Raw genomic sequence first — 20,542 nt, forward strand, 5'->3', positions numbered from 1 at the left:
AATGTAGTTTTGCCGAGGTGGTGGAATTGGTAGACACGCAACCTTGAGGTGGTTGTGCCCATAGGGTGTAGGGGTTCGAGTCCCCTTCTCGGTACCAATTAGTCAGGAGAGCCCGCTGTTGCGGGCTTTCTTGCAGGTGGAAGGTTACATTGACCCTATAAGGGATCGGTCGTATACTTCCGCCCCAGCTTTGTCGCGGGGTGGAGCAGTCTGGTAGCTCGTCGGGCTCATAACCCGAAGGTCGTCGGTTCAAATCCGGCCCCCGCAACCAGTTTAAGGAGCCCCTTTTAAGGGGCTTTTTGTTAGCTGGACACTTTCAACGCCGCTGTTCGACGGCGTTTCAAGGATGGGCGTTATGCCCATTTTTTTATTTTGCATAGCATGCACATATCATGCACTAGGGGGTTCAGGTGTCGAGCAAGCTAGAAGAGTTGCAGGCCTTGCTGGCCCCGGTGGTCGTGGCCCTAGGCTATGAATGCTGGGGTATCGAGTTTTCGGCTCAAGGTCGTCACTCGATGTTGCGCGTTTATATCGATAAAGAGGGTGGCGTGCTGGTGGACGATTGCGCCATTGTCAGCCGTCAGATCAGCGGTGTACTGGATGTTGAAGATCCAATCACTGTTGAGTACACCCTCGAAGTTTCCTCGCCTGGCATGGAGCGCCCACTGTTCACTCTTGAGCAGTTCGCCCAATTTGTCGGTGAACAAGTGAAGATCAAGCTGCGCTCGCCTTTTGAAGGTCGGCGCAACTTTCAGGGCCTTCTGCGCGGTGTAGAAGAACAGGATGTCGTGGTGCAGGTAGATGACCATGAGTTCCTGTTGCCGATCGATATGGTCGACAAGGCCAACATTATTCCCAGTTTTGACTGAGACGCGGATCCCGCGGATCCAATGGCTTGCGAAAGGCGAGGCGTACGATGAGCAAAGAAGTACTGCTGGTTGTTGAGTCGGTATCCAATGAAAAGGGCGTACCGGCAAGCGTAATTTTTGAAGCGCTGGAGCTGGCTTTGGCCACTGCTACCAAAAAGCGTTTTGAAGACGAAGTTGACCTGCGTGTGGAAATTAACCGCCACACCGGGGCATACGAAACTTTCCGTCGCTGGACGGTCGTCGAAGAGAATGATCTCGACGATCCGGCCATTGAAACCTGGCCGAGCAAGGTTGCTGAAACGCATCCTGGCGCCAAGGTCGGCGACGTCGTCGAAGAAAAAATCGAATCCATCGAGTTCGGCCGCATTGCTGCACAGACTGCCAAGCAAGTCATCGTGCAGAAAGTGCGTGAAGCCGAGCGTGCTCAAGTGGTCGATGCTTATCGCGAGCGCCTGGGAGAAATCATCTCCGGCACCGTGAAAAAAGTCACCCGCGACAACGTGATTGTCGATCTGGGTAACAACGCTGAAGCGTTGCTGGCCCGTGAAGACATCATCTCTCGCGAAACTTTCCGGGTTGGCGTGCGTTTGCGTGCGCTGCTCAAGGAAATCCGCACCGAGAACCGCGGCCCGCAGCTGATCCTGTCGCGTACCGCGCCGGAAATGCTGATCGAGCTGTTCCGCATCGAAGTGCCGGAAATTGCCGAAGGCCTGATCGAAGTAATGGCTGCGTCCCGCGATCCGGGTTCGCGCGCCAAGATCGCCGTCCGCTCCAAGGACAAACGCATCGACCCGCAGGGCGCTTGCATTGGTATGCGCGGTTCGCGCGTCCAGGCAGTGTCGGGCGAGTTGGGCGGTGAGCGTGTTGACATCGTTCTGTGGGACGACAACCCGGCTCAGTTCGTGATCAACGCCATGTCCCCGGCTGAGGTTGCGGCAATTATCGTTGACGAAGATGCCCACGCAATGGACATCGCCGTTGGCGCAGACAATCTGGCTCAGGCCATCGGTCGCGGTGGTCAGAACGTACGTTTGGCTAGCCAGTTGACTGGCTGGACCCTGAACGTGATGACCGAATCGGACATCCAGGCTAAGCAGCAAGCAGAAACCGGCGACATCCTGCGCAACTTCATCGACGAGCTTGAAGTCGACGAAGATCTGGCACAGGTGCTGGTAGATGAAGGCTTCACCAGCCTGGAAGAGATTGCCTACGTACCGTTGGAAGAAATGCTCAACATCGACGGCTTTGACGAAGATACCGTCAACGAGCTTCGCGCTCGTGCCAAGGATCGTTTGTTGACCAAAGCCATCGCTACTGAGGAAAAGCTGGCAGACGCCCATCCGGCCGAAGACCTGCTCTCGCTTGAGGGTATGGACAAGGATTTGGCGATGGAACTGGCGGTGCGCGGCGTAATTACCCGCGAAGACCTGGCCGAGCAGTCTATTGACGACCTGCTCGACATCGACGGCATTGACGATGATCGTGCCGGCAAGTTGATCATGGCCGCCCGAGCCCACTGGTTCGAGTAATTAGGCGCGGCCTGAGGAGAGAAGTGCATGACGCAAGTCACGGTGAAACAACTGGCCGATGAGGTCAAAACACCGGTAGAGCGCCTGTTGCAGCAGATGCGTGAGGCAGGTCTGCCGCACACCGCCGCCGAAGAAAATGTGACTGACAGTGAGAAGCAGTCTCTGCTGACTCACTTGAAAAGCAGCCACAAGGCGAAAGTGGAAGAACCACGCAAGATCACGCTGCAGCGTAAAACCACCAGCACCCTGCGTGTGGCTGGTAGCAAAAGCATCAGCGTAGAAGTTCGCAAGAAGAAAGTTTTCGTACAGCGTAGCCCGGAAGAAATCGAAGCCGAACGCAAGCGTGAACTGGATGAGCGTCGCGCAGTAGAAAATGCTGCTCGCCAGAAGGCTGAAGAAGAATCCAAGCAGCGCGCCGAAGAAGAAGCGCGTCGCCAGCCTGCTGCTGCGCAAACCGCTTCCAGCGACGCCGTTGCGGCGCCGGCTGCTGCCGAACCTGTTCGCGAAAGCGCGCCGGTGGTTGCCGCTGCGCCAGCACCGTCTGCTGACGTTCGCAACAAGCAGAACGAACAGCGCCGTCCGGACAAGCCACGTGCCGACGATAACAATCGTCGCAGCGGTGGCGGTGATGGCGAGCGCAAAAACGCTCCGCATCGCGCTTCGGTTAAAGAAAAAGCGCCGGCTCCACGTGTGGCGCCACGCACTACCGACGAAGAAAGCGATGGCTTCCGTCGTGGTGGTCGCGGCAAGGCCAAGCTGAAGAAACGCAACGCTCACGGTTTCCAGAGCCCAACCGGCCCTGTCGTGCGTGATGTGCAGATCGGCGAGACCATCACTGTTGGCGATCTCGCCAATCAGATGTCGGTCAAGGCTGCTGAAATCATCAAGTTCATGTTCAAACTGGGTACTCCAGCGACCATCAACCAGGTGCTTGATCAGGAAACTGCTCAGCTGGTAGCCGAAGAACTGGGCCACAAAGTGACCCTGGTCAGCGACACCGCCCTGGAAGATTCCCTGGCCGAGTCCCTGAAGTTTGAAGGTGAGTCGTTCTCCCGTGCTCCAGTCGTGACCGTAATGGGCCACGTTGACCACGGTAAAACTTCCCTGCTCGACTACATCCGTCGTGCCAAGGTTGCTGCTGGCGAAGCCGGTGGTATCACCCAGCACATCGGTGCATACCACGTTGAAACCGAACGCGGCATGGTCACCTTCCTCGACACCCCGGGTCACGCCGCGTTTACCGCAATGCGTGCTCGTGGTGCCAAGGCGACCGACATCGTTATTCTGGTAGTTGCAGCGGACGACGGCGTGATGCCGCAGACCATTGAAGCTGTTCAGCATGCGGTAGCGGCTGGCGTGCCACTGGTTGTTGCAGTGAACAAAATCGACAAGCCGGGCGCTGATCTCGATCGCATCCGTAGCGAACTGTCGGTTCACGGCGTGACTTCCGAAGAGTGGGGCGGTGATACGCCGTTCGTACCGGTGTCGGCGAAAGTCGGTACTGGCGTCGACGAGCTGCTTGAAGCCGTTCTGCTGCAGGCTGAAGTTCTCGAACTGAAAGCGACTCCATCGGCTCCTGGCCGTGGTGTTGTGGTTGAATCGCGTCTCGACAAAGGTCGTGGCCCGGTGGCAACCGTTCTGGTTCAAGACGGTACCCTGCGCCAAGGCGACATGGTCCTGGTCGGTTCGAACTATGGCCGCGTTCGCGCCATGCTCGACGAGAACGGCAAGCCAATCAAGGAAGCCGGTCCTTCCATCCCTGTCGAGATTCTCGGCCTGGACGGTACCCCGGACGCTGGCGACGAGATGAGCGTGGTTGCTGACGAGAAGAAAGCCCGTGAAGTGGCTCTGTTCCGTCAAGGCAAGTTCCGCGAAGTCAAACTGGCTCGTGCTCATGCTGGCAAGCTGGAAAACATCTTCGAAAACATGGGTCAGGCCGAGAAGAAGACGCTCAACATCGTCCTCAAATCCGACGTCCGTGGTTCGCTGGAAGCGTTGAACGGTGCCTTGAATGGCCTGGGCAACGACGAAGTTCAAGTGCGTGTAGTGGGTGGCGGTGTCGGTGGTATCACCGAGTCCGACGCTAACCTGGCACTGGCTTCCAACGCTGTACTGTTCGGCTTCAACGTGCGTGCCGATGCTGGCGCTCGCAAGATCGTCGAGCAGGAAGGTCTGGATATGCGTTACTACAACGTGATCTACGACATCATCGAAGACGTCAAGAAAGCCCTGACCGGCATGCTCGGCAGCGATGTTCGCGAGAACATCCTGGGTATCGCCGAAGTGCGTGACGTGTTCCGTTCGCCGAAGTTTGGCGCGATCGCAGGCTGTATGGTGATCGAAGGTGTTGTGCACCGTAACCGTCCGATCCGTGTACTGCGTGAAGACATCGTTATCTTCGAAGGCGAGCTGGAATCCCTGCGCCGCTTCAAGGATGACGCTTCCGAAGTACGTGCCGGCATGGAATGCGGTATCGGCGTGAAGAGCTACAACGACGTCAAAGTCGGCGACAAGATCGAAGTCTTCGAGAAGGTTCAGGTTGCTCGCAGCCTCTAACTCGCGCACTTCAGGAGCCGTGATGGTCGGCCGCACTCAAGGGTGTGGCGCATCACAAGGACTCTAAACGCAACGCCCGGTCTGGCTTTTGTCAGGCCGGGCGTTTGCCGCTTTCAGACCTTGCGGGTTTCACCGTGGGGCAGTAACAGGTAACAAAATCATGGCAAAAGAATACAGCCGTACCCAACGTATCGGCGATCAGATGCAGCGCGAGCTGGCCCAACTGATCCGTCGCGAAGTCAAAGATCCGCGCGTAGGCCTGGTCACCATTACCGCTGTGGAAGTCAGCCGTGACGTCGGTCACGCGAAGATTTTCATCACCGTGATGGGCCAGGACAACGCTGAAGACATCGCGCAAAGCATCAAGGTGCTGAATGCCGCCGCAGGTTTCCTGCGTATGCAATTGGCTCGCGAGATGAAGCTGCGCAGCGTGCCGCAATTGCACTTCCACTACGACGAATCCGTCGTGCGTGGTGCGCACCTGTCGGCCCTGATCGAGCGCGCCGTGGCTGAAGACAATCAGCACCCGGCGGCTGAACCTGAAGACACCAAGGAGTAATTCGGTGGCTCAGGTCAAACGTATCCGTCGTAACGTCAGTGGCATCATCCTGCTCGACAAGCCGTTGGGTTTCACCTCCAACGCCGCGTTGCAGAAGGTTCGCTGGCTGCTCAATGCCGAAAAAGCCGGGCACACCGGTAGCCTCGACCCATTGGCCACCGGCGTTCTGCCGTTGTGCTTCGGCGAAGCAACCAAGTTCTCGCAATACCTGCTCGATTCCGACAAAGGTTATGAAACCCTGGCGCAACTGGGCAAGACCACCACCACGGCAGACGCCGAAGGTGAGGTTTTGCAGGAGCGTCCGGTGACCGTTGGTCGCGCCGATGTCGAAGCCGCTCTGCCAGGTTTTCGTGGGCAAATCAGTCAGATACCGCCGATGTACTCGGCGCTCAAGCGTGATGGCCAGCCGCTGTACAAGCTGGCCCGTGCAGGCGAAGTAGTGGAGCGTGAACCGCGTTCTGTTACTATTGCGCGCTTGGAATTACTGGCCTTCGAAGGCGATACTGCGCGACTTGCGGTGGATTGCAGCAAGGGCACCTATATTCGCACCCTGGTGGAGGATATCGGTGAGCAGCTCGGTTGTGGTGCGTACGTCGCAGAATTGCGCCGTACCCAGGCCGGGCCTTTCACCTTGGCGCAGACGGTTACCCTCGAAGAGCTGGAAGCGGTACATGCCGAAGGCGGCAACGAAGCGGTCGACCGTTTCCTGATGCCATCGGACAGCGGCCTGCTGGATTGGCCGCTGCTGCACTTCTCCGAAGCAAGCGCGTTCTACTGGCTCAACGGCCAGCCGGTACGTGCTCCGGATGCTCCGAAGTTCGGCATGGTACGGGTACAGGATCACAATGGTCGCTTCATCGGTATCGGTGAAGTGAGCGAAGACGGGCGCATCGCGCCACGTCGCTTGATTCGGTCAGAATGACCGGAACCGGCCTGCATAACAGCAGGTCGGCGAGTGTGGCTGTTAACAGGCACGGTCACGACTCATTTATAGATACAGGGATTTGTCCCTGGCCTGTTGAAGCTGTTTCCCTGAAACAGTTTCCTGATAAAAGGATTGCCTCATGGCTCTCGACGTTCAAGAAAAAGCTCAAATCGTTGCTGACTACCAGCAAGCTGTTGGTGACACTGGTTCGCCAGAAGTGCAAGTTGCACTGCTGACCCACAACATCAACAAACTGCAAGGTCACTTCAAGGCCAACGGTAAAGATCACCACTCCCGTCGTGGTCTGATCCGCATGGTAAACCAGCGCCGCAAGCTGCTGGACTACCTGAAAGGCAAGGATCTGGGTCGTTATCAGACTCTGATCGGTCGCCTGGGTCTGCGTCGCTAATCAGCGATTGCGCTATGAGGTTGGTGGTCTGTCAGGCGTCAGCGGTTTACCGCTGGCGCCTTGCAGGCTCCCAGCCTCAAGTTTTATCTGGATACACGTTTTACCCTGGACAGGCGTTGGGCCGATTCCCGACATTGCCCAAGAATTCGCAAGAAACCAGTTCCCCCAAGAGCCACAAAGAAGGTAGGACACCGTGAACCCGGTAATCAAAAAATTCCAGTTCGGTCAATCGACCGTTACCCTCGAGACTGGCCGTATCGCCCGTCAGGCCTCCGGCGCAGTATTGGTCACCGTTGACGACGACGTCAGCGTATTGGTGACTGTAGTCGGTGCAAAACAAGCCGATCCAGGCAAGGGCTTCTTCCCTCTGTCCGTTCACTACCAGGAAAAGACTTACGCTGCCGGTAAGATCCCTGGCGGTTTCTTCAAGCGTGAAGGCCGTCCTTCCGAGAAAGAAACCCTGACTTCCCGACTGATCGACCGTCCGATCCGTCCGCTGTTCCCAGAAGGCTTCATGAACGAAGTGCAGGTTGTCTGCACCGTCGTTTCCACCAGCAAGAAGACCGATCCGGACATCGCTGCGATGATCGGTACCTCGGCTGCCCTGGCCATCTCGGGTATTCCTTTCGACGGCCCGATCGGCGCCGCTCGTGTAGCTTTCCACGAAAGCACCGGCTACCTGCTGAACCCGACTTACGAGCAGCAAGCTGCTTCGAGCCTGGACATGGTCGTTGCCGGTACTTCGGACGCTGTGCTGATGGTTGAATCGGAAGCCAAAGAGCTGACCGAAGACCAGATGCTGGGCGCGGTACTGTTTGCTCACGACGAATTCCAGGTTGTGATCAACGCGGTTAAAGAACTGGCCGCTGAAGCTGCCAAGCCAACCTGGAACTGGGCTCCGGCTCCAGAAGCCACCGAACTGCTGGGCGCTATCCGTGCCGAGTTCGGCGAAGCGATCTCCCAGGCTTACACCATCACCATCAAGGCCGACCGTTACGCTCGCCTGGGTGAGCTGAAGGATCAGGTTGTTGCCAAGCTGTCCGGTGAAGAAGGTCAGCCTTCGTCCAGCGAAGTCAAAGCTGCTTTCGGCGAAATCGAATACCGCACCGTTCGCGAAAACATCGTAAACGGCAAGCCACGTATCGACGGCCGCGACACCAAGACCGTACGTCCGCTGAACATCGAAGTCGGCGTTCTGCCGAAGACTCACGGTTCGGCGCTGTTCACCCGTGGTGAAACTCAGGCTCTGGTAGTCGCGACTCTGGGTACTGCCCGTGACGCACAACTGCTGGACACCCTGGAAGGCGAGAAAAAAGACCCGTTCATGCTGCACTACAACTTCCCTCCGTTCTCGGTGGGCGAGTGTGGTCGCATGGGTGGTGCTGGTCGTCGTGAAATCGGTCACGGCCGTCTGGCCCGTCGTTCGGTTTCGGCCATGCTGCCAGCCGCTGACGTGTTCCCGTACACCATCCGTGTGGTTTCGGAAATCACCGAATCCAACGGTTCGAGCTCGATGGCTTCCGTTTGCGGCGCTTCCCTGGCCCTGATGGACGCTGGTGTGCCGATGAAGGCACCGGTTGCCGGTATCGCCATGGGTCTGGTTAAGGAAGGCGAGAAATTCGCCGTTCTGACCGACATCCTCGGTGACGAAGACCACCTGGGCGACATGGACTTCAAAGTAGCCGGTACCGCCAAAGGTGTGACCGCGCTGCAGATGGACATCAAGATCAAGGGCATCACCGAAGAGATCATGGAAATCGCTCTGGGCCAAGCCCTGGAAGCGCGCCTGAACATCCTCGGTCAGATGAACCAGATCATCGGCCAGTCGCGTACCGAACTGTCGGCCAACGCTCCGACCATGATCGCGATGAAGATCGACACCGACAAGATCCGTGACGTTATCGGTAAAGGTGGCGCGACCATCCGTGCGATCTGCGAAGAAACCAAAGCTTCGATCGACATCGAAGACGACGGTTCGATCAAGATCTTCGGCGAAACCAAGGAAGCTGCTGAAGCTGCACGTCAGCGCGTTCTGGGTATCACCGCTGAAGCCGAGATCGGCAAGATCTACGTCGGCAAGGTTGAGCGCATCGTCGATTTCGGCGCATTCGTCAACATCCTGCCGGGCAAGGACGGTCTGGTGCACATCTCGATGCTGAGCGACGCTCGCGTAGAGAAAGTGACCGACATCCTGAAAGAAGGTCAGGAAGTGGAAGTGCTGGTACTGGACGTGGACAACCGCGGCCGTATCAAGCTGTCCATCAAAGACGTGGCAGCGGCCAAGGCTTCGGGCGTTTAATCACCCCATCGCTTTAGCGCAATAAAAATGCCCCGCCGTGTACACGGCGGGGCATTTTTTTGTCTGGTAAAAAGCAAAATGTGGTGAGGGGATTTATCCCCGTCCGGCTGCGCAGCAGTCGTAAAACCATACACTGCGGACTGCCTGAAACGCCGAGGTGCTGGATTCACGGCCGCTTCGCAACCGAACGGGGATAAATCCCCTCACCACAATTGGGAGTTTCAAGAGATAACCATCAGGCAACCCACAAATTTGCCGCAGCACACGACCAGTGCTAGGTTTAGCCCACCGCCCGTGTAGCTCAGCCGGTAGAGCAGCGCACTCGTAACGCGAAGGTCGCAGGTTCGATTCCTGTCTCGGGCACCATCCCCTTTATTTCACTTTGCGGCTCAGATCCTCGACAGTACGTTTGAGCTGATCCATCGCCCGATCCTGATCATTGATCTTCTGTTTCAGATTGGAAATCTCGCTGCTGCTCGAGCTTGAGCTCGAACCGCTGTTGCGCTTGAGGTCTTCGACCTGACGACCGAGGGTGTCCAGCTCGCGATCCTGTTCCTTGACCTTGTTCTTCAGGTCATCAATTTCCTTGCCACTGGAGTTTGAACTGGAACCGCTACTGCGTTTGAGGTCTTCGATCTGGCGCGTCTGCTCACTGATCGTGTCACGCATCTTTTTCAGCTCATCGATACTGATGTCGCTTCTGATCACCACCTCTTTGCCGTAATCGTTGTGAATCAGCGGAACCTTGTCGCCGTAGGACGGACTACTGGAACTCAGCTCCACAGCCATCGCGCTGGCAGGAAGCGCCAGAACCGTGATCAGAGCGGTGGCGGACACAACGGTGGAGATCTTCGAAAAGCTGCGCATCACTGGTTTTCCTTGTGAACAGCGGAGATGAGTGCCGAAGTGGCACATCGCTATGACTCGAAAAGCGTATTTATGTTCCGCAGGTCAACTTTTTGTGAGAGAGATGTAAAGAGCCGTGTAATTCGTCATGCAAACGTCCTATATTCGGAGCCTGCATGCGCATCGCCCAGCAGTTTTCAGATGATCCCGAATGGTTCCGAAGGCCGGAAAAATCCGCGTCAGAGAGATCCTTGATGATCCAGATCCATCCTCCATTCTTATGATCAGAGAGAACGCCATGACCGAATTAACTCAAGAGCAACGTCACGAAAAAGCGCTGGAAAAGTACATTCTGGACGTTCCGAAGCTGAAAGAAGAGATCAAGGACCTGAGTCCCGATGATCAGAAAGATCAGATCCAATGGGCCTTCGAAGACGAAGCCGAATCCCAGGGCCTGCAGCCGTGGGAGCTGACGCTCAAGTACACGAGCACGCCGGAAGAGTTCGAAGCGCAGCGCCTTGTGCTGCACAAGGAAGCGGCCGAAGTATTGGGCGTCGACTGGGACGAGTACTGCGAGATGAATAATCTCGTCGTTTGAAACAAAAACGCCAGCCTCAATCGGGCTGGCGTTTTTTATTGCGTGCAGTCTTCAGAGGCTGAGGCGCATCGACAGGTCGACCGCTTTGACATCCTTGGTCATCGCGCCGATCGAGATGTAATCCACGCCAGTCTCGGCGATCGGCAACAGCGTGCTTTCGTTGATCCCGCCGCTGGCCTCCAGTTTCGCTTTGCCACCGTTCAGGAGCACGGCTTCGCGCATGTCATCCAGGCTCAACTCATCAAGCATGATGATGTCTGCGCCGGCCGCTAATGCTTCCTTCAGCTCATTCAGACTTTCGACTTCGATTTCCACCGGTTTGCCCGGGGCGATCTTGTGCGCGGCGGCAATAGCCTGCGCGATGCCACCGCTGGCAGCGATGTGGTTTTCCTTGATCAGGAACGCGTCGTACAGGCCGATGCGGTGGTTATGGCAGCCGCCGCAGGTTACGGCGTATTTCTGCGCCAGGCGCAGGCCCGGCAGAGTCTTGCGGGTGTCGAGCAACTTCACCGGAGTTTCGCTGACGAAATCGGCCAGGTATTGCGCGCGCGTTGCCACGCCCGAGAGCAATTGCAGGAAGTTCAGCGCACTGCGTTCACCCGTCAGCAGCGAACGTGCCGGGCCTTCCAGATGAAACAGCGGCTGATTGGGTTTTACCCGCTCGCCATCGACGACTTGCCAATGCACTGCCACCCGCGGATCGAGCTGACGAAATACCGCATCGACCCAGGCCGTGCCGCAAACAACGGCTGCGTCGCGAGTAATGATGGTGGCTTTGGCCAGACGTTCGGCCGGGATCAGTTGCGCGGTGATGTCGCCGCTGCCGATGTCTTCGAGCAACGCACGGCGCACGTTGGCTTCGATTTCGGCGGTCAAATCGGCGAGACGTAGATTCGGCATAACGGGCTCCACAAACAAAGTGGTTCGATTATAGGGGCATGGCGCGAGCCAACCCAAGGCGAGAACTCGCGCGCTTGACTGCATCCGGTCGAATTTCTTTGAGCAAACCCCGTCCGGTGTTGGTCTGTGCAAGTGTGCGGATATAGGGGAAACCCTGACGGCTATAGCGCCGGGGACAACTTTTGCAAGATAATCCGCCTTGCATTTGACGTCATGGCTTTGACGATTTTGAAGATGCCGCTTTTAAAACTGTGGGAGCGCGCCTGCTCGCGAAGAGGGCATGTCAGCGGCATTTTCTTTTTCTGACCCACCGCTTTCGCGAACAGGCTCGCTCCCACAGGGGGCTTGCGCAGAAAGTGACTGACGAATCACCGTTCCAGGAGGCTTGGATGCACAACGACGGGAAAGTAGTGCCTTTGCACAAGGCCGCTACCGATCAGGCGAATCACTCGCCGCTCGCCCGCCTGCCTGTGATTCTGCTTCAGGTGCGCGACAAGGCTGCGCAGCAACTGCGCCTCGGTTTGCAGGAGCTGTTCGATAACGCCGACGACACGCTGTTTGAAATGGCCGATCGCGCGCGCAACGACGTCGAGCAGAACATCTTTTTTGAAGCCATGCGCGACCTGCGCCTCAAGCGTAAAAACATCGAGCGCGGCTTTCTCGAGCAATTTTTCGAGGCCTTCGTCGGCCTCACTCAATACCACGCCACGCACAACACCTTGCCCCACACGCTGGTGTACGAAGAGTCGGCGCCGCGCACCGATGACATGGAGCGCAGCGTGGCGGTCGAGACCATGGTCGGTCGCGTACTCAAGCGTGACGGCTTCGCCCTCGATCAATTGACCACGCGGCTCAACGCCTTGCTGGGCAATACCCTCGACGATCAACACAATCCGCTCGGCCCGGCGATGCTGTGCGAGTACTTCTTGCAGGCCGGACGCAATCTGGGCGTGGAGATCAAGGTCAAGCTGATCCTGCTCAAACTGTTCGAGCGTTATGTGCTGGCCGACACCGAGCAGCTTTACGCCGAAGCCAATCAACTGCTGCTCGCCACTGGTGTGCTGCCAGGGTTGCAACCAGCGCCGGCGCGTCGCGCAATTGATCGCGTCGCGTCCAGCGTCTACAGCGAAGAAAGTCATGACCCCGCACCGGCTGACGAAGGCGTGCAGGAGGTCTTCGCCGCGTTGCAGGAGTTGCTGTTGCATGTGCGCGGTAGCGTCGCACCGACGCTGGAGCCCAGCGGCACCAGTCAGCCGATTACCACCCGCGACCTGCTGCGCCTGCTCTCGCATTTGCAACAGTACGTGCCGGCGCTGGCGGCGCAGGACGACTTCGATCTGCGCAATCAGCTCGAACAACTGCTGACTCGGGTCAGCGTCAGAAGTGGCAAATCACGGATTGTCGGCGGCGCAGACGAAGACGTGATCAATCTGATTGCCATGGTCTTCGACTGCATCCTCGAAGACCGCAATGTGCCGGACTCGCTCAAAGCGTTGATCGCTCGCCTGCAGATTCCGATGCTTAAGGTCGCGGTGCTCGACAAGAGCTTCTTCAGCCGCAGCAGTCATCCGGCGCGGCGCCTGCTCAACGAAATTGCCGACGCCGCCATGGGCTGGGGTGATTGCGACGGTGAGGCGCGCGACAGTCTGTACTTGCGCATCGAACAAGTGGTGCAACGCCTGCTGAGCGACTTTGTCGATGACCCGGCGATTTTTTCCGAGCTGCTGGCTGACTTCCTCGCGTTTACCAGTGACGAGCGCCGTCGCAGCGAGCTGCTGGAACAGCGATTGCGCGATGCCGAAGAGGGGCGCGCTAAAACCGAAATGGCTCGGCGTCGGGTCGAGCAGGCGCTGAATCAAGCGGTTTTGGGCAAAGTCCTGCCGCCTTCCGTGGTGACCTTCGTACAGGACGCCTGGAGCAAAGTGCTGCTGCTGACGTGCCTCAAGCATGGCGATCAGTCCGCCGAGTGGCAGGCCGATGTGCAGACCATGGAGCAATTGATCTGGAGCGTGCAGCGCCATGACGACGCAGAATCCAGTCTGCGCTTGCTGGCACTGGTGCCAGGTTTGCTCAAGTCGTTGCGTGATGGCTTGACCAGTTCGGCGTTCGATCCGTTCGCGACCAGCGAATTTTTCAGTGAGCTTGAGGCTCTGCATGTGCGCGTGCTGGAGCGCTCCGTCGAGGCGGATCAAACCGCGACGATGATCGAGGTGTCGCAGCAGATCGTTTTGCCTGACGCCGACGACGGCACGCTGGAGCTAACCTCGGTGCGCTTGCCCCACGACGATGCCGGTTTGCGTCAGGTCGACCAGTTACGTCTGGGCAGTTGGGTTGCGTTTGAGGAAGACGAACACAGCTTGCGCTGCAAGCTGGCCGCCATCATCGAGGCCACGGGCAAATACGTATTTGTCGATCGTACCGGGATGAAAGTCCGCGAGCGCAGTCGCACCGGGCTCGCCCTGGAATTCCGTCGCGGCGCAGTGCGTGCGTTGGACGACACCTTGCTGTTTGACCGGGCGCTGGAGTCGGTGCTGGGTAATCTGCGGCGACTCAATCGCGGCAAGTGATCGCGCGCCGGGGGCCGATCACGGCATACTGGGCGCCAACACAGTCGGCGTTGAAGGAATCGGTATGCAGTTGGATCCCGCTAGCGGGTGGTGTCAGGGGGTGCAGGTGTGCCCATCGCCCAACTTCAATGAACGCCCTGCGGGCGAAATTTCCCTGTTGGTGATCCATAACATCAGCTTGCCACCCGCGCAGTTCGCCACCGGCAAGGTGCAGGAGTTTTTCCAGAATCGTCTGGATGTCACTGAGCATCCCTACTTTGCAGGGATTGCCGACTTGCGCGTCTCCGCGCACTTTCTTATTGAACGTGACGGCAAGGTCACCCAGTTTGTCTCCTGTCTTGAACGGGCATGGCACGCGGGGGTGTCGATTTTCGACGGACGCGAAACCTGTAACGATTTCTCCGTGGGCATCGAGCTCGAAGGTACGGATGATCTGCCGTTCACTGATGCGCAGTATCAGGCGTTGACGGCGCTGACCCGCCAGTTGCAAAAAGTATTTCCGGCCATCACCGGCGCCCGCATTTGCGGGCACAGCGACATAGCACCCGGGCGTAAGACCGATCCTGGCCCGGCATTCGACTGGGCGCGTTACCGCGCTGCCCTGGCACAAGAGGAAGGACAATGAGTTTTCTGGTGTTACTGCTGGCGGTCTGGATCGAGAAATTCTCGGCCCTGCGCCATCGGCTTCAACGCGATGGCGGATGGATCCGCGAACTGCACAAACTCGAAAGCAACGAGCGTTTGGCAAAACAGCCATGGCTGGTGCTGACCATTCTGGTATTGCTGCCGGTGGCGTTGCTCGCCTTGTTGTTGCTGGTGCTGGAGCCTGTGGCTTACGGCCTGCTGGCCTTGCCGGTGCATTTGCTGGTGGTGATTTACAGCCTGGGGCGCGGCGATTTGCTCGGCGGTCTCGGGCCGTTCCGCGATGCCTGGCGTCGTGAGGATCTGCAAGCCGCGGCCCACGTGGCCAAGCGTGATCTGGACATCTGCGCCGACAGTGGCGAGCAATTGCTCGATCAGGTGCAGGGGCACTTGTTGTGGCAGGCCTATCAAAGCTTCTTCGCAGTGATCTTCTGGTATTTCCTGCTCGGCCCTGTGGCAGCGCTGGCCTATCGTTTGTTGGCACTGGCCGAAGAAAACGGCAAGAACCCGGCGCTGGTCGAGCGTGCTGCGCAACTGCGTCATGCCTTCGATTGGGTGCCGGTGCGTTTGCTGGCGGCGAGTCTGGCGCTGGTTGGCAACTTTGTTGCGGTGAGCCGGGTGATGCTGCACGAGTTGCTCAACTGGAACATCAGCGCTGCGCAACTGATCAACAAAGTCGGGCTGGCAGCGGGCGAGATTCCGCCGCCTGCGGTCGGCCCGGAAGGCATCAACACCCTCGATTGCCTGTGGGACCTGCTGCTGCGCGCGGCGGTGCTGTGGTATGCCGGGTTTGCCTTGTGGACGGTTCTGGTTCACTGATCTTTTCAGTGAAACTCATTGTGGTGAGGGATTTATCCCCGATGGGCTGCATAGCGGCCCCAAGACCATAATCCACGATTCCACAGATACAACTCTGATTACGATATGGGGGCCGCTGCGCAGCCCATCGGGGATAAATCCCCTCACCACAGGGTTAGTGGTCAACTCAGGTAGTCGTTAACCTTAAGTTACAAAACCTCCCTTCGATTTGAGCTATACAGAGATGGCGCTCGATAGTGGCTATCTGCTGTCGCCTCGCGCCTGCCAATAAAAACAAGAAAAACCAAGGGAGACTTCCAGTGAAGAGCTTGCTCTATCCCGCCGTCTCGCTGATGAACCGTCTGAGCTTCGGCATGAAGTTCAGCCTGATCAGCGTGCTGTTCCTGGTGCCGATGCTGGTGACCAATTTCTATCTGGTGCGCGACTCTTATCGCGAGTTTCAGGGGACTCAGGTGGAGTTGCAAAGCCTCGACCTGCTGGGCAGCAGCCTGACCCTGCGCCGGGATCTGGAGACCCTGAACAATCTGGTGCAGATCAACGTCACCCTCGGTCAGTCCGGCAAGGCCGGTAACATCGAGTCGCAGATCACCACGCTCGAACAAAGTCTGCTTGCCCGGCTGCAAGGCCTGAAAGCGATGACTGATGATTCCGGGCAGATCAAGGTGTTTGAAGGCAAGCGCGATGAAATGATCACCGCGTTCAAGGCTCAGCAAGCGGAAAGCTCCCTGCAAAGTAAAAGCGCTTTGATCGGTAAACTGCTCGGCAATGCGCAGATTTTCAGCCAGATCATCGCCAGTCAGTCCGGTCTGAGCCGCGATAACCAAAGCGATATCCGCCAACTCAGCGAACTGGTCATCAACCTCACCCCGACGGTCAGCCAAACCCTTGGTGAAGGCCGGGCCATGGGTTCGTATTCGTTGGGACAGGGGTTTCTCAACAGTTCGTCGAGCACGCGTTTTGATGAGTTGCTGGCGCAGATCGAAAAGCTTCAGGCCGAGTACAGCTTGAAACTGCAGGATGCCCTCGGCTCAAGCCAGGCTGCGCGCGAAACCCTGACGCTGCAAGCCGACAGCAGCAAGGCCTCGTTGAAACAGGCCAGCGAGTTGTTCGAACAGCAAGTCGTGATGGCCGAAACCCTCGATGCACCGTGGCAGGCGTTCTACGACCAGGTCACCGGGTTGATGGACAAGACCTACCAGCTCAACGAAGCGACGTTGACGTTTCTTGATCGGCAATTGCAGCAGCGCCTGGCGCAAAACCGCACGCACATGGTCTTGCAGGCCGTGGCGTTGTCGGTGGTGTTTGTGCTGATTTTCTATCTCTACGGCGGTTTTTACGCCTCCACACGTACAACGCTGAAACGCCTGGGCGCGATGATGGACAAGGTTGCGGCCGGCGACATGACGGTCAACTTCGTGGCGCACAGCCGCGATGAGCTGGGCGAGTTGGGCGAAGTGTTCAACGGAACGGTGAAGAAAATTCATGACTTGATCGAGCGCGTCGGCCAAACCGTCGGCGAAGTCGAGCGGCAGGCCGGACAGGTGGAGAACGTCTCCGCGCAAAGCAATCAGGCCGTCGCCGGGCAGCGTACACAGATCGAGCAAGTGGCGACGGCAATGAACCAGATGTCGGCGACGTCTCTGGAAGTGGCGCGCAGTGCTGCTGCAGCGGTGAGCAGCGCCCACAGCGTGAATGACGAGACCATCAGTGGTCGTGGTCTGGTCGAGTCCCAGCAGGGCAGCATTGCTGCGCTGGCCAGCGAGATCGATCAATCGGTGCTGGTGATCAACCAACTGGCCAGTGACAGCCAATCGATCAGCCGCGTCCTGGAAGTGATCAAGAGCATCGCCGAACAGACCAACCTGCTGGCGCTCAACGCCGCGATCGAAGCCGCCCGCGCCGGGGAGCAGGGACGCGGTTTTGCGGTGGTCGCAGACGAGGTGCGCACGCTGGCCAAACGTACCCAGCAATCAACCGAAGAAATCGAAAAGATGATCGCCAAACTGCATGGCGGTGTCGGCGCGGCGGTGAAGGCCATGGGCGTCAGCCATCAAATGGCCAATGGCACGGTAGGGCAGTCGGAAAAGGTTCAGCAGGCGTTGGAAAACATCCTCGGCGCGGTGGGCATGATCGTCGACCAGAACCAGCAGATCGCCGCGGCGGTTGAGCAGCAAACAGCGGTAGCCCATGACATCGATCAGAATATCGTCGAGATCAACCGCGCCGGCGAGCGCACGGCACACGGCGCGCACCAGACCGAAGATGCCAGCCGCGCGCTGTCGGCGCAGGTCGTGGAACTCAAACAGCTGATCAGCGCCTTCCGCGTCTGAATTGCGCCCATTCTCCCTGTAAGAGTGAGCCTTTGTGGCGAGGGGATTTATCCCCGATGGGGCGCGAAGCGCCCCAATGCCTGAGTTAGAAATTTATCTAACGTGTCTTCGATTTTTTGGGGCCGCTGCGCAGCCCATCGGGGATAAATCCCCTCGCCACAAAGATTCCCTCCTCAAGGGGCAGGGTGTTATCAGAAACTTTTGTAATACTTTTACACTTTCAGTCGTAGGCCGAATCCTGTTTTTCTCCCGGCACTGGCTTTCCGTCATCAATGAGCCAGTATTCCGGTTCATCTGATCGCGTAGAGGAGACTGCACATGTCTGTTGCAACCCTGGGAGTCCAGGGCCGCTGTGCCCATTGCCAGACCACTCTGGCCCTCAAACCCTGGCAGCTCAATGCTATCTCGATCAACGAGGCGTTCAGTTGCGAGCATTGTCAAAAAGCTCTGGAGCTACGCTGCCCGCAACAGATCAAGCGCTTCAAATCGCTCGATTCACTGGCGTTGTTGCGCTTCACTGCCTCGGTGACAGTGTGTACCGCGCTGCTGGTGGCGTTGGTGATGGAGTGGGTGGGGCTGCTCAGCGTCACCGAACAACTGAATGCTTCACTGATCACGATCTTCGTGTACTTCGTGGTGGTGCGTTATGCGCGCCAACGTCAGCACCTGACTCTGCTTCTCGAAGCCGCCAAGGCTCACGCCGATTGACTACCAGCCAAATACTTCACAACTGTTGGCCGTGCTGGCGGCGGCAAGTTGTTGCGGGGAAAGACTCATCAGCTCGGCCAGCGCCGCGCAAATCGCCGGCAAGTGCGCCGGGCTGTTGCGTTGTCCGGGGAACATGACGGGCGCCATGTCCGGTGAGTCGGTTTCCAGCACAATCGATTCCAGTGGCAACTCCGCCAGCACGCGATGCATGCGCAAGGCTTGCGGCCAGGTCGGTGCGCCGCCAAGCCCCAGTTTGAAACCGAGTTTGATGTATTCACGCGCTTCTTCGCGGCTGCCGGCGAAAGCGTGGATGATCCCTGCGCGTTTGAGCTTGAAGCGTTTAAGCGTGGCAATAACCGCTGCGTGGCTGCGTCGCACATGGATCAGCGCTGGCAATTCAAAGTCCGCTGCCAGTTGCAGTTGTGCCTCGAACAGTGCTTGTTGCCGCTCGCGGTCGAGTGTTTCGATAAAGTAATCCAGACCGATTTCGCCCACTGCACACAACTGCCGATGACCGTGCAGCCGGGTCAGCCAATCACCCAGTGTCGGCAAATCTTCGGGACGATGCTGATCGAGATACACCGGGTGCAGACCGAACGCTGCGTACAGATCCGGGTCGCTCTGCACCAGATCCCACACCCGTTGCCAGTTGCCCTCATAGACCCCGAGCACCACCATCCGCCGCACTCCTAGAGCGCGGCTTTCGGCCAGCAACGCCGAGCGATCGGCGTCGAAGTCGGGGAAGTCGAGGTGGGTGTGGCTGTCGATCAGCTCCACGGCTCAGTCTCGGTGAATGCGCTGCTTGAAGGTACGCGCAATGGCCTGTACACCCGGTTTGTACTCCGACTGCTCAACGGCTGCGAGCGCCAGTTCCAGCGCCTTGTCGGCGATCAACTGGTGTTGCTGGGCCATGGCATTGACTGGCAGCGGCAGGAAGTCGAGCAGTTGCGTATCACCGAAGGTGCCAAGGCGCAGCGGTCGTGACTTGAGCGGGAAGTCATGCAGTGCATCAAACACACCCTGCAACAGCACGTAGGAAGTGGTGATCAGCGCGTCCGGCAAATGCCCCAGACGTTGCAGGAGTTCTTCCATCAGTTGCTGGCCGCATTCTCGGCTGAAGGATTCGGCGTGCTCGACCAGCACTTCGCCTTTGAAGTCGACCAGCGCTTGTTTGAAACCGGCGGCACGTTCCTGACTGATGCTCAACTCCGGGCGAGCACCCAGCAGCACGATTTGCTTGAGTTGTGCATCGAGCAGGCTCTGAGTCAGGTGCAGACTGGCCTCGCGGTCGTCGCTGATCACCGAGCAGAAATGCTCCGGTTCCATGACCCGGTCGATGGCGATGATCGGCAAGCCTTTGGCCTGCAACTGACGATAACTGTCGTCCCCGGCCGGCAGGCAACTGGCGACGATCAGGGCATCGCAGCGACGCGCGCGGAACAGTTGCAGCAATTGCCGTTCGCTTTCGGGTGCATCGTCGGAACTGGCGATCAGCAACTGATAGCCGCGCGCCCGCGCCCCTTGCTCCAGCAGTTTGGCGATCCGCGCGTAACTGGGGTTTTCCAGATCCGGCAGAATAAAACCCAACGTGCGGGTGTGGCGGCTGCGCAACCCGGCCGCTTGTGGGTTTGGCGTAAAGCCATGCAGGTCGACCACTGCGCGCACCCGCTCGACAGTGGCGGTGCTGATGCGTTGCTGTTCGGCCTTGCCGTTGATGACGTAGCTGGCGGTGGTCACGGACACTCCGGCCAACCGCGCGATATCACTGAGTTTCAACCCGGGATTTCCTTGTTTTTGCGAGCTTGCCGCAACATTTTCGCCAATCCTACCCGATAAGGGCAGGCGACTATTGTCGCAACGCATCCGACAAGTTGGACTTCAAGGATGGAACATTATCGAGTAACGTGCCGATCAATCTAGATTAAACGTTTCAGCAAGCGTATTTTCTACGTTTTAGACGCCTTTGGCCGGTTCTGCCGTGAAACC

At 58.1% G+C, this 20,542-nt stretch carries 17 protein-coding genes and 3 tRNA genes; 16 read left to right on the plus strand and 4 right to left on the minus strand.

Annotated features, from left to right (window positions below; all coding sequences use genetic code 11):
- The first annotated feature begins 11 nt into the window (after window positions 1-11).
- From JFT91_RS23980 to JFT91_RS24025, 10 genes are all read left to right on the plus strand, one after another.
- A tRNA-Leu gene (locus JFT91_RS23980) sits at window positions 12-97 on the plus strand.
- A 97-nt stretch (window positions 98-194) separates the two neighbouring features.
- Window positions 195-271, plus strand: a tRNA-Met gene (locus JFT91_RS23985).
- A gap of 139 nt (window positions 272-410) precedes the next feature.
- On the plus strand, window positions 411-869 hold the full coding sequence (gene rimP / locus JFT91_RS23990) for a ribosome maturation factor RimP (protein ID WP_201147473.1): 459 nt from the start codon (window positions 411-413) through the stop codon (window positions 867-869).
- 47 nt (window positions 870-916) lie between these two features.
- Window positions 917-2,398: a transcription termination factor NusA gene (gene nusA / locus JFT91_RS23995; RefSeq protein WP_077571038.1), complete on the plus strand. Its 1,482-nt coding sequence runs from the start codon at window positions 917-919 to the stop codon at window positions 2,396-2,398.
- Window positions 2,399-2,425: 27 nt separating this feature from the next.
- Window positions 2,426-4,954 carry a translation initiation factor IF-2 gene (infB, locus tag JFT91_RS24000; RefSeq protein WP_201228019.1) on the plus strand — a complete coding sequence of 843 codons (2,529 nt, stop codon included), beginning with the start codon at window positions 2,426-2,428 and terminating at the stop codon, window positions 4,952-4,954.
- Window positions 4,955-5,114: 160 nt separating this feature from the next.
- Window positions 5,115-5,513, plus strand: a complete 399-nt coding sequence (rbfA, locus tag JFT91_RS24005) for a 30S ribosome-binding factor RbfA (protein WP_201147475.1) — start codon at window positions 5,115-5,117, stop codon at window positions 5,511-5,513.
- 4 nt (window positions 5,514-5,517) lie between these two features.
- Window positions 5,518-6,435 (plus strand): tRNA pseudouridine(55) synthase TruB, encoded by a 918-nt coding sequence (gene truB / locus JFT91_RS24010; RefSeq protein ID WP_201228018.1) that lies wholly within the window; start codon window positions 5,518-5,520, stop codon window positions 6,433-6,435.
- Window positions 6,436-6,577: 142 nt separating this feature from the next.
- Window positions 6,578-6,847 carry a 30S ribosomal protein S15 gene (gene rpsO / locus JFT91_RS24015; RefSeq protein ID WP_003177875.1) on the plus strand — a complete coding sequence of 90 codons (270 nt, stop codon included), beginning with the start codon at window positions 6,578-6,580 and terminating at the stop codon, window positions 6,845-6,847.
- 193 nt (window positions 6,848-7,040) lie between these two features.
- Window positions 7,041-9,146 carry a polyribonucleotide nucleotidyltransferase gene (gene pnp / locus JFT91_RS24020; protein WP_053117036.1) on the plus strand — a complete coding sequence of 702 codons (2,106 nt, stop codon included), beginning with the start codon at window positions 7,041-7,043 and terminating at the stop codon, window positions 9,144-9,146.
- 290 nt (window positions 9,147-9,436) lie between these two features.
- Window positions 9,437-9,512: transfer RNA gene (locus JFT91_RS24025), tRNA-Thr, on the plus strand.
- Window positions 9,513-9,518: 6 nt separating this feature from the next.
- Here JFT91_RS24025 and JFT91_RS24030 read toward each other — a convergent pair.
- Window positions 9,519-10,013, minus strand: a complete 495-nt coding sequence (locus JFT91_RS24030) for a hypothetical protein (RefSeq protein WP_201234093.1) — start codon at window positions 10,011-10,013, stop codon at window positions 9,519-9,521.
- Between the two features lie 277 nt (window positions 10,014-10,290).
- On the opposite strand from JFT91_RS24030, the gene JFT91_RS24035 reads away from it, so the two are divergent.
- Complete coding sequence (locus JFT91_RS24035; protein WP_201234094.1) at window positions 10,291-10,590, plus strand: DUF6388 family protein; 300 nt, start codon at window positions 10,291-10,293, stop codon at window positions 10,588-10,590.
- A gap of 51 nt (window positions 10,591-10,641) precedes the next feature.
- Here the strand turns inward: JFT91_RS24035 and nadC are convergent, their stop codons facing one another.
- Window positions 10,642-11,490: a carboxylating nicotinate-nucleotide diphosphorylase gene (gene nadC, locus JFT91_RS24040; protein ID WP_201234095.1), complete on the minus strand. Its 849-nt coding sequence runs from the start codon at window positions 11,488-11,490 to the stop codon at window positions 10,642-10,644.
- A 389-nt stretch (window positions 11,491-11,879) separates the two neighbouring features.
- Here nadC and JFT91_RS24045 point away from each other — a divergent pair, with 389 nt between their 5' ends.
- From JFT91_RS24045 to JFT91_RS24065, 5 genes are all read left to right on the plus strand, one after another.
- Window positions 11,880-14,057 (plus strand): DUF1631 domain-containing protein, encoded by a 2,178-nt coding sequence (locus tag JFT91_RS24045; RefSeq protein WP_201234096.1) that lies wholly within the window; start codon window positions 11,880-11,882, stop codon window positions 14,055-14,057.
- A 64-nt stretch (window positions 14,058-14,121) separates the two neighbouring features.
- Window positions 14,122-14,682 (plus strand): 1,6-anhydro-N-acetylmuramyl-L-alanine amidase AmpD, encoded by a 561-nt coding sequence (gene ampD / locus JFT91_RS24050; RefSeq protein WP_201228013.1) that lies wholly within the window; start codon window positions 14,122-14,124, stop codon window positions 14,680-14,682.
- Complete coding sequence (gene ampE / locus JFT91_RS24055; protein WP_201228012.1) at window positions 14,679-15,518, plus strand: regulatory signaling modulator protein AmpE; 840 nt, start codon at window positions 14,679-14,681, stop codon at window positions 15,516-15,518. The genes ampD and ampE overlap by 4 nt, the downstream gene beginning before the upstream one ends.
- 299 nt (window positions 15,519-15,817) lie before the next feature.
- Window positions 15,818-17,848, plus strand: coding sequence for a methyl-accepting chemotaxis protein (locus JFT91_RS24060; protein WP_201234097.1), 2,031 nt, complete (start codon window positions 15,818-15,820; stop codon window positions 17,846-17,848).
- A gap of 318 nt (window positions 17,849-18,166) precedes the next feature.
- Entirely contained in the window at window positions 18,167-18,556 is a 390-nt protein-coding gene (locus JFT91_RS24065) for a hypothetical protein (protein ID WP_201200491.1), read from the plus strand.
- On the opposite strand, the gene JFT91_RS24070 is transcribed toward JFT91_RS24065, so the two are convergent.
- Together JFT91_RS24070 and cra are read right to left on the minus strand one after the other, a co-directional pair.
- Window positions 18,557-19,333 carry a TatD family hydrolase gene (locus JFT91_RS24070; RefSeq protein ID WP_201228009.1) on the minus strand — a complete coding sequence of 259 codons (777 nt, stop codon included), beginning with the start codon at window positions 19,331-19,333 and terminating at the stop codon, window positions 18,557-18,559.
- A 3-nt stretch (window positions 19,334-19,336) separates the two neighbouring features.
- On the minus strand, window positions 19,337-20,332 hold the full coding sequence (gene cra, locus JFT91_RS24075; RefSeq protein WP_201234098.1) for a catabolite repressor/activator: 996 nt from the start codon (window positions 20,330-20,332) through the stop codon (window positions 19,337-19,339).
- Window positions 20,333-20,542 lie beyond the last annotated feature (210 nt).

Source organism: Pseudomonas sp. TH08, assembly GCF_016651275.1.
Taxonomy (GTDB): Bacteria; Pseudomonadota; Gammaproteobacteria; order Pseudomonadales; family Pseudomonadaceae; genus Aquipseudomonas.

Bases quoted from the DNA above. Each gene is read 5' to 3' on its own strand.
- infB (WP_201228019.1), top strand. From the start codon at position 2,426: ATGACGCAAGTCACGGTGAAACAACTGGCCGATGAGGTCAAAACACCG.
- rpsO (WP_003177875.1), top strand. From the start codon at position 6,578: ATGGCTCTCGACGTTCAAGAAAAAGCTCAAATCGTTGCTGACTACCAG.
- JFT91_RS24030 (WP_201234093.1), bottom strand. From the start codon at position 10,013: ATGCGCAGCTTTTCGAAGATCTCCACCGTTGTGTCCGCCACCGCTCTG.
- ampE (WP_201228012.1), top strand. From the start codon at position 14,679: ATGAGTTTTCTGGTGTTACTGCTGGCGGTCTGGATCGAGAAATTCTCG.
- JFT91_RS24045 (WP_201234096.1), top strand. From the start codon at position 11,880: ATGCACAACGACGGGAAAGTAGTGCCTTTGCACAAGGCCGCTACCGAT.
- JFT91_RS24035 (WP_201234094.1), top strand. From the start codon at position 10,291: ATGACCGAATTAACTCAAGAGCAACGTCACGAAAAAGCGCTGGAAAAG.
- nusA (WP_077571038.1), top strand. From the start codon at position 917: ATGAGCAAAGAAGTACTGCTGGTTGTTGAGTCGGTATCCAATGAAAAG.
- JFT91_RS24065 (WP_201200491.1), top strand. From the start codon at position 18,167: ATGTCTGTTGCAACCCTGGGAGTCCAGGGCCGCTGTGCCCATTGCCAG.
- ampD (WP_201228013.1), top strand. From the start codon at position 14,122: ATGCAGTTGGATCCCGCTAGCGGGTGGTGTCAGGGGGTGCAGGTGTGC.
- nadC (WP_201234095.1), bottom strand. From the start codon at position 11,490: ATGCCGAATCTACGTCTCGCCGATTTGACCGCCGAAATCGAAGCCAAC.
- rbfA (WP_201147475.1), top strand. From the start codon at position 5,115: ATGGCAAAAGAATACAGCCGTACCCAACGTATCGGCGATCAGATGCAG.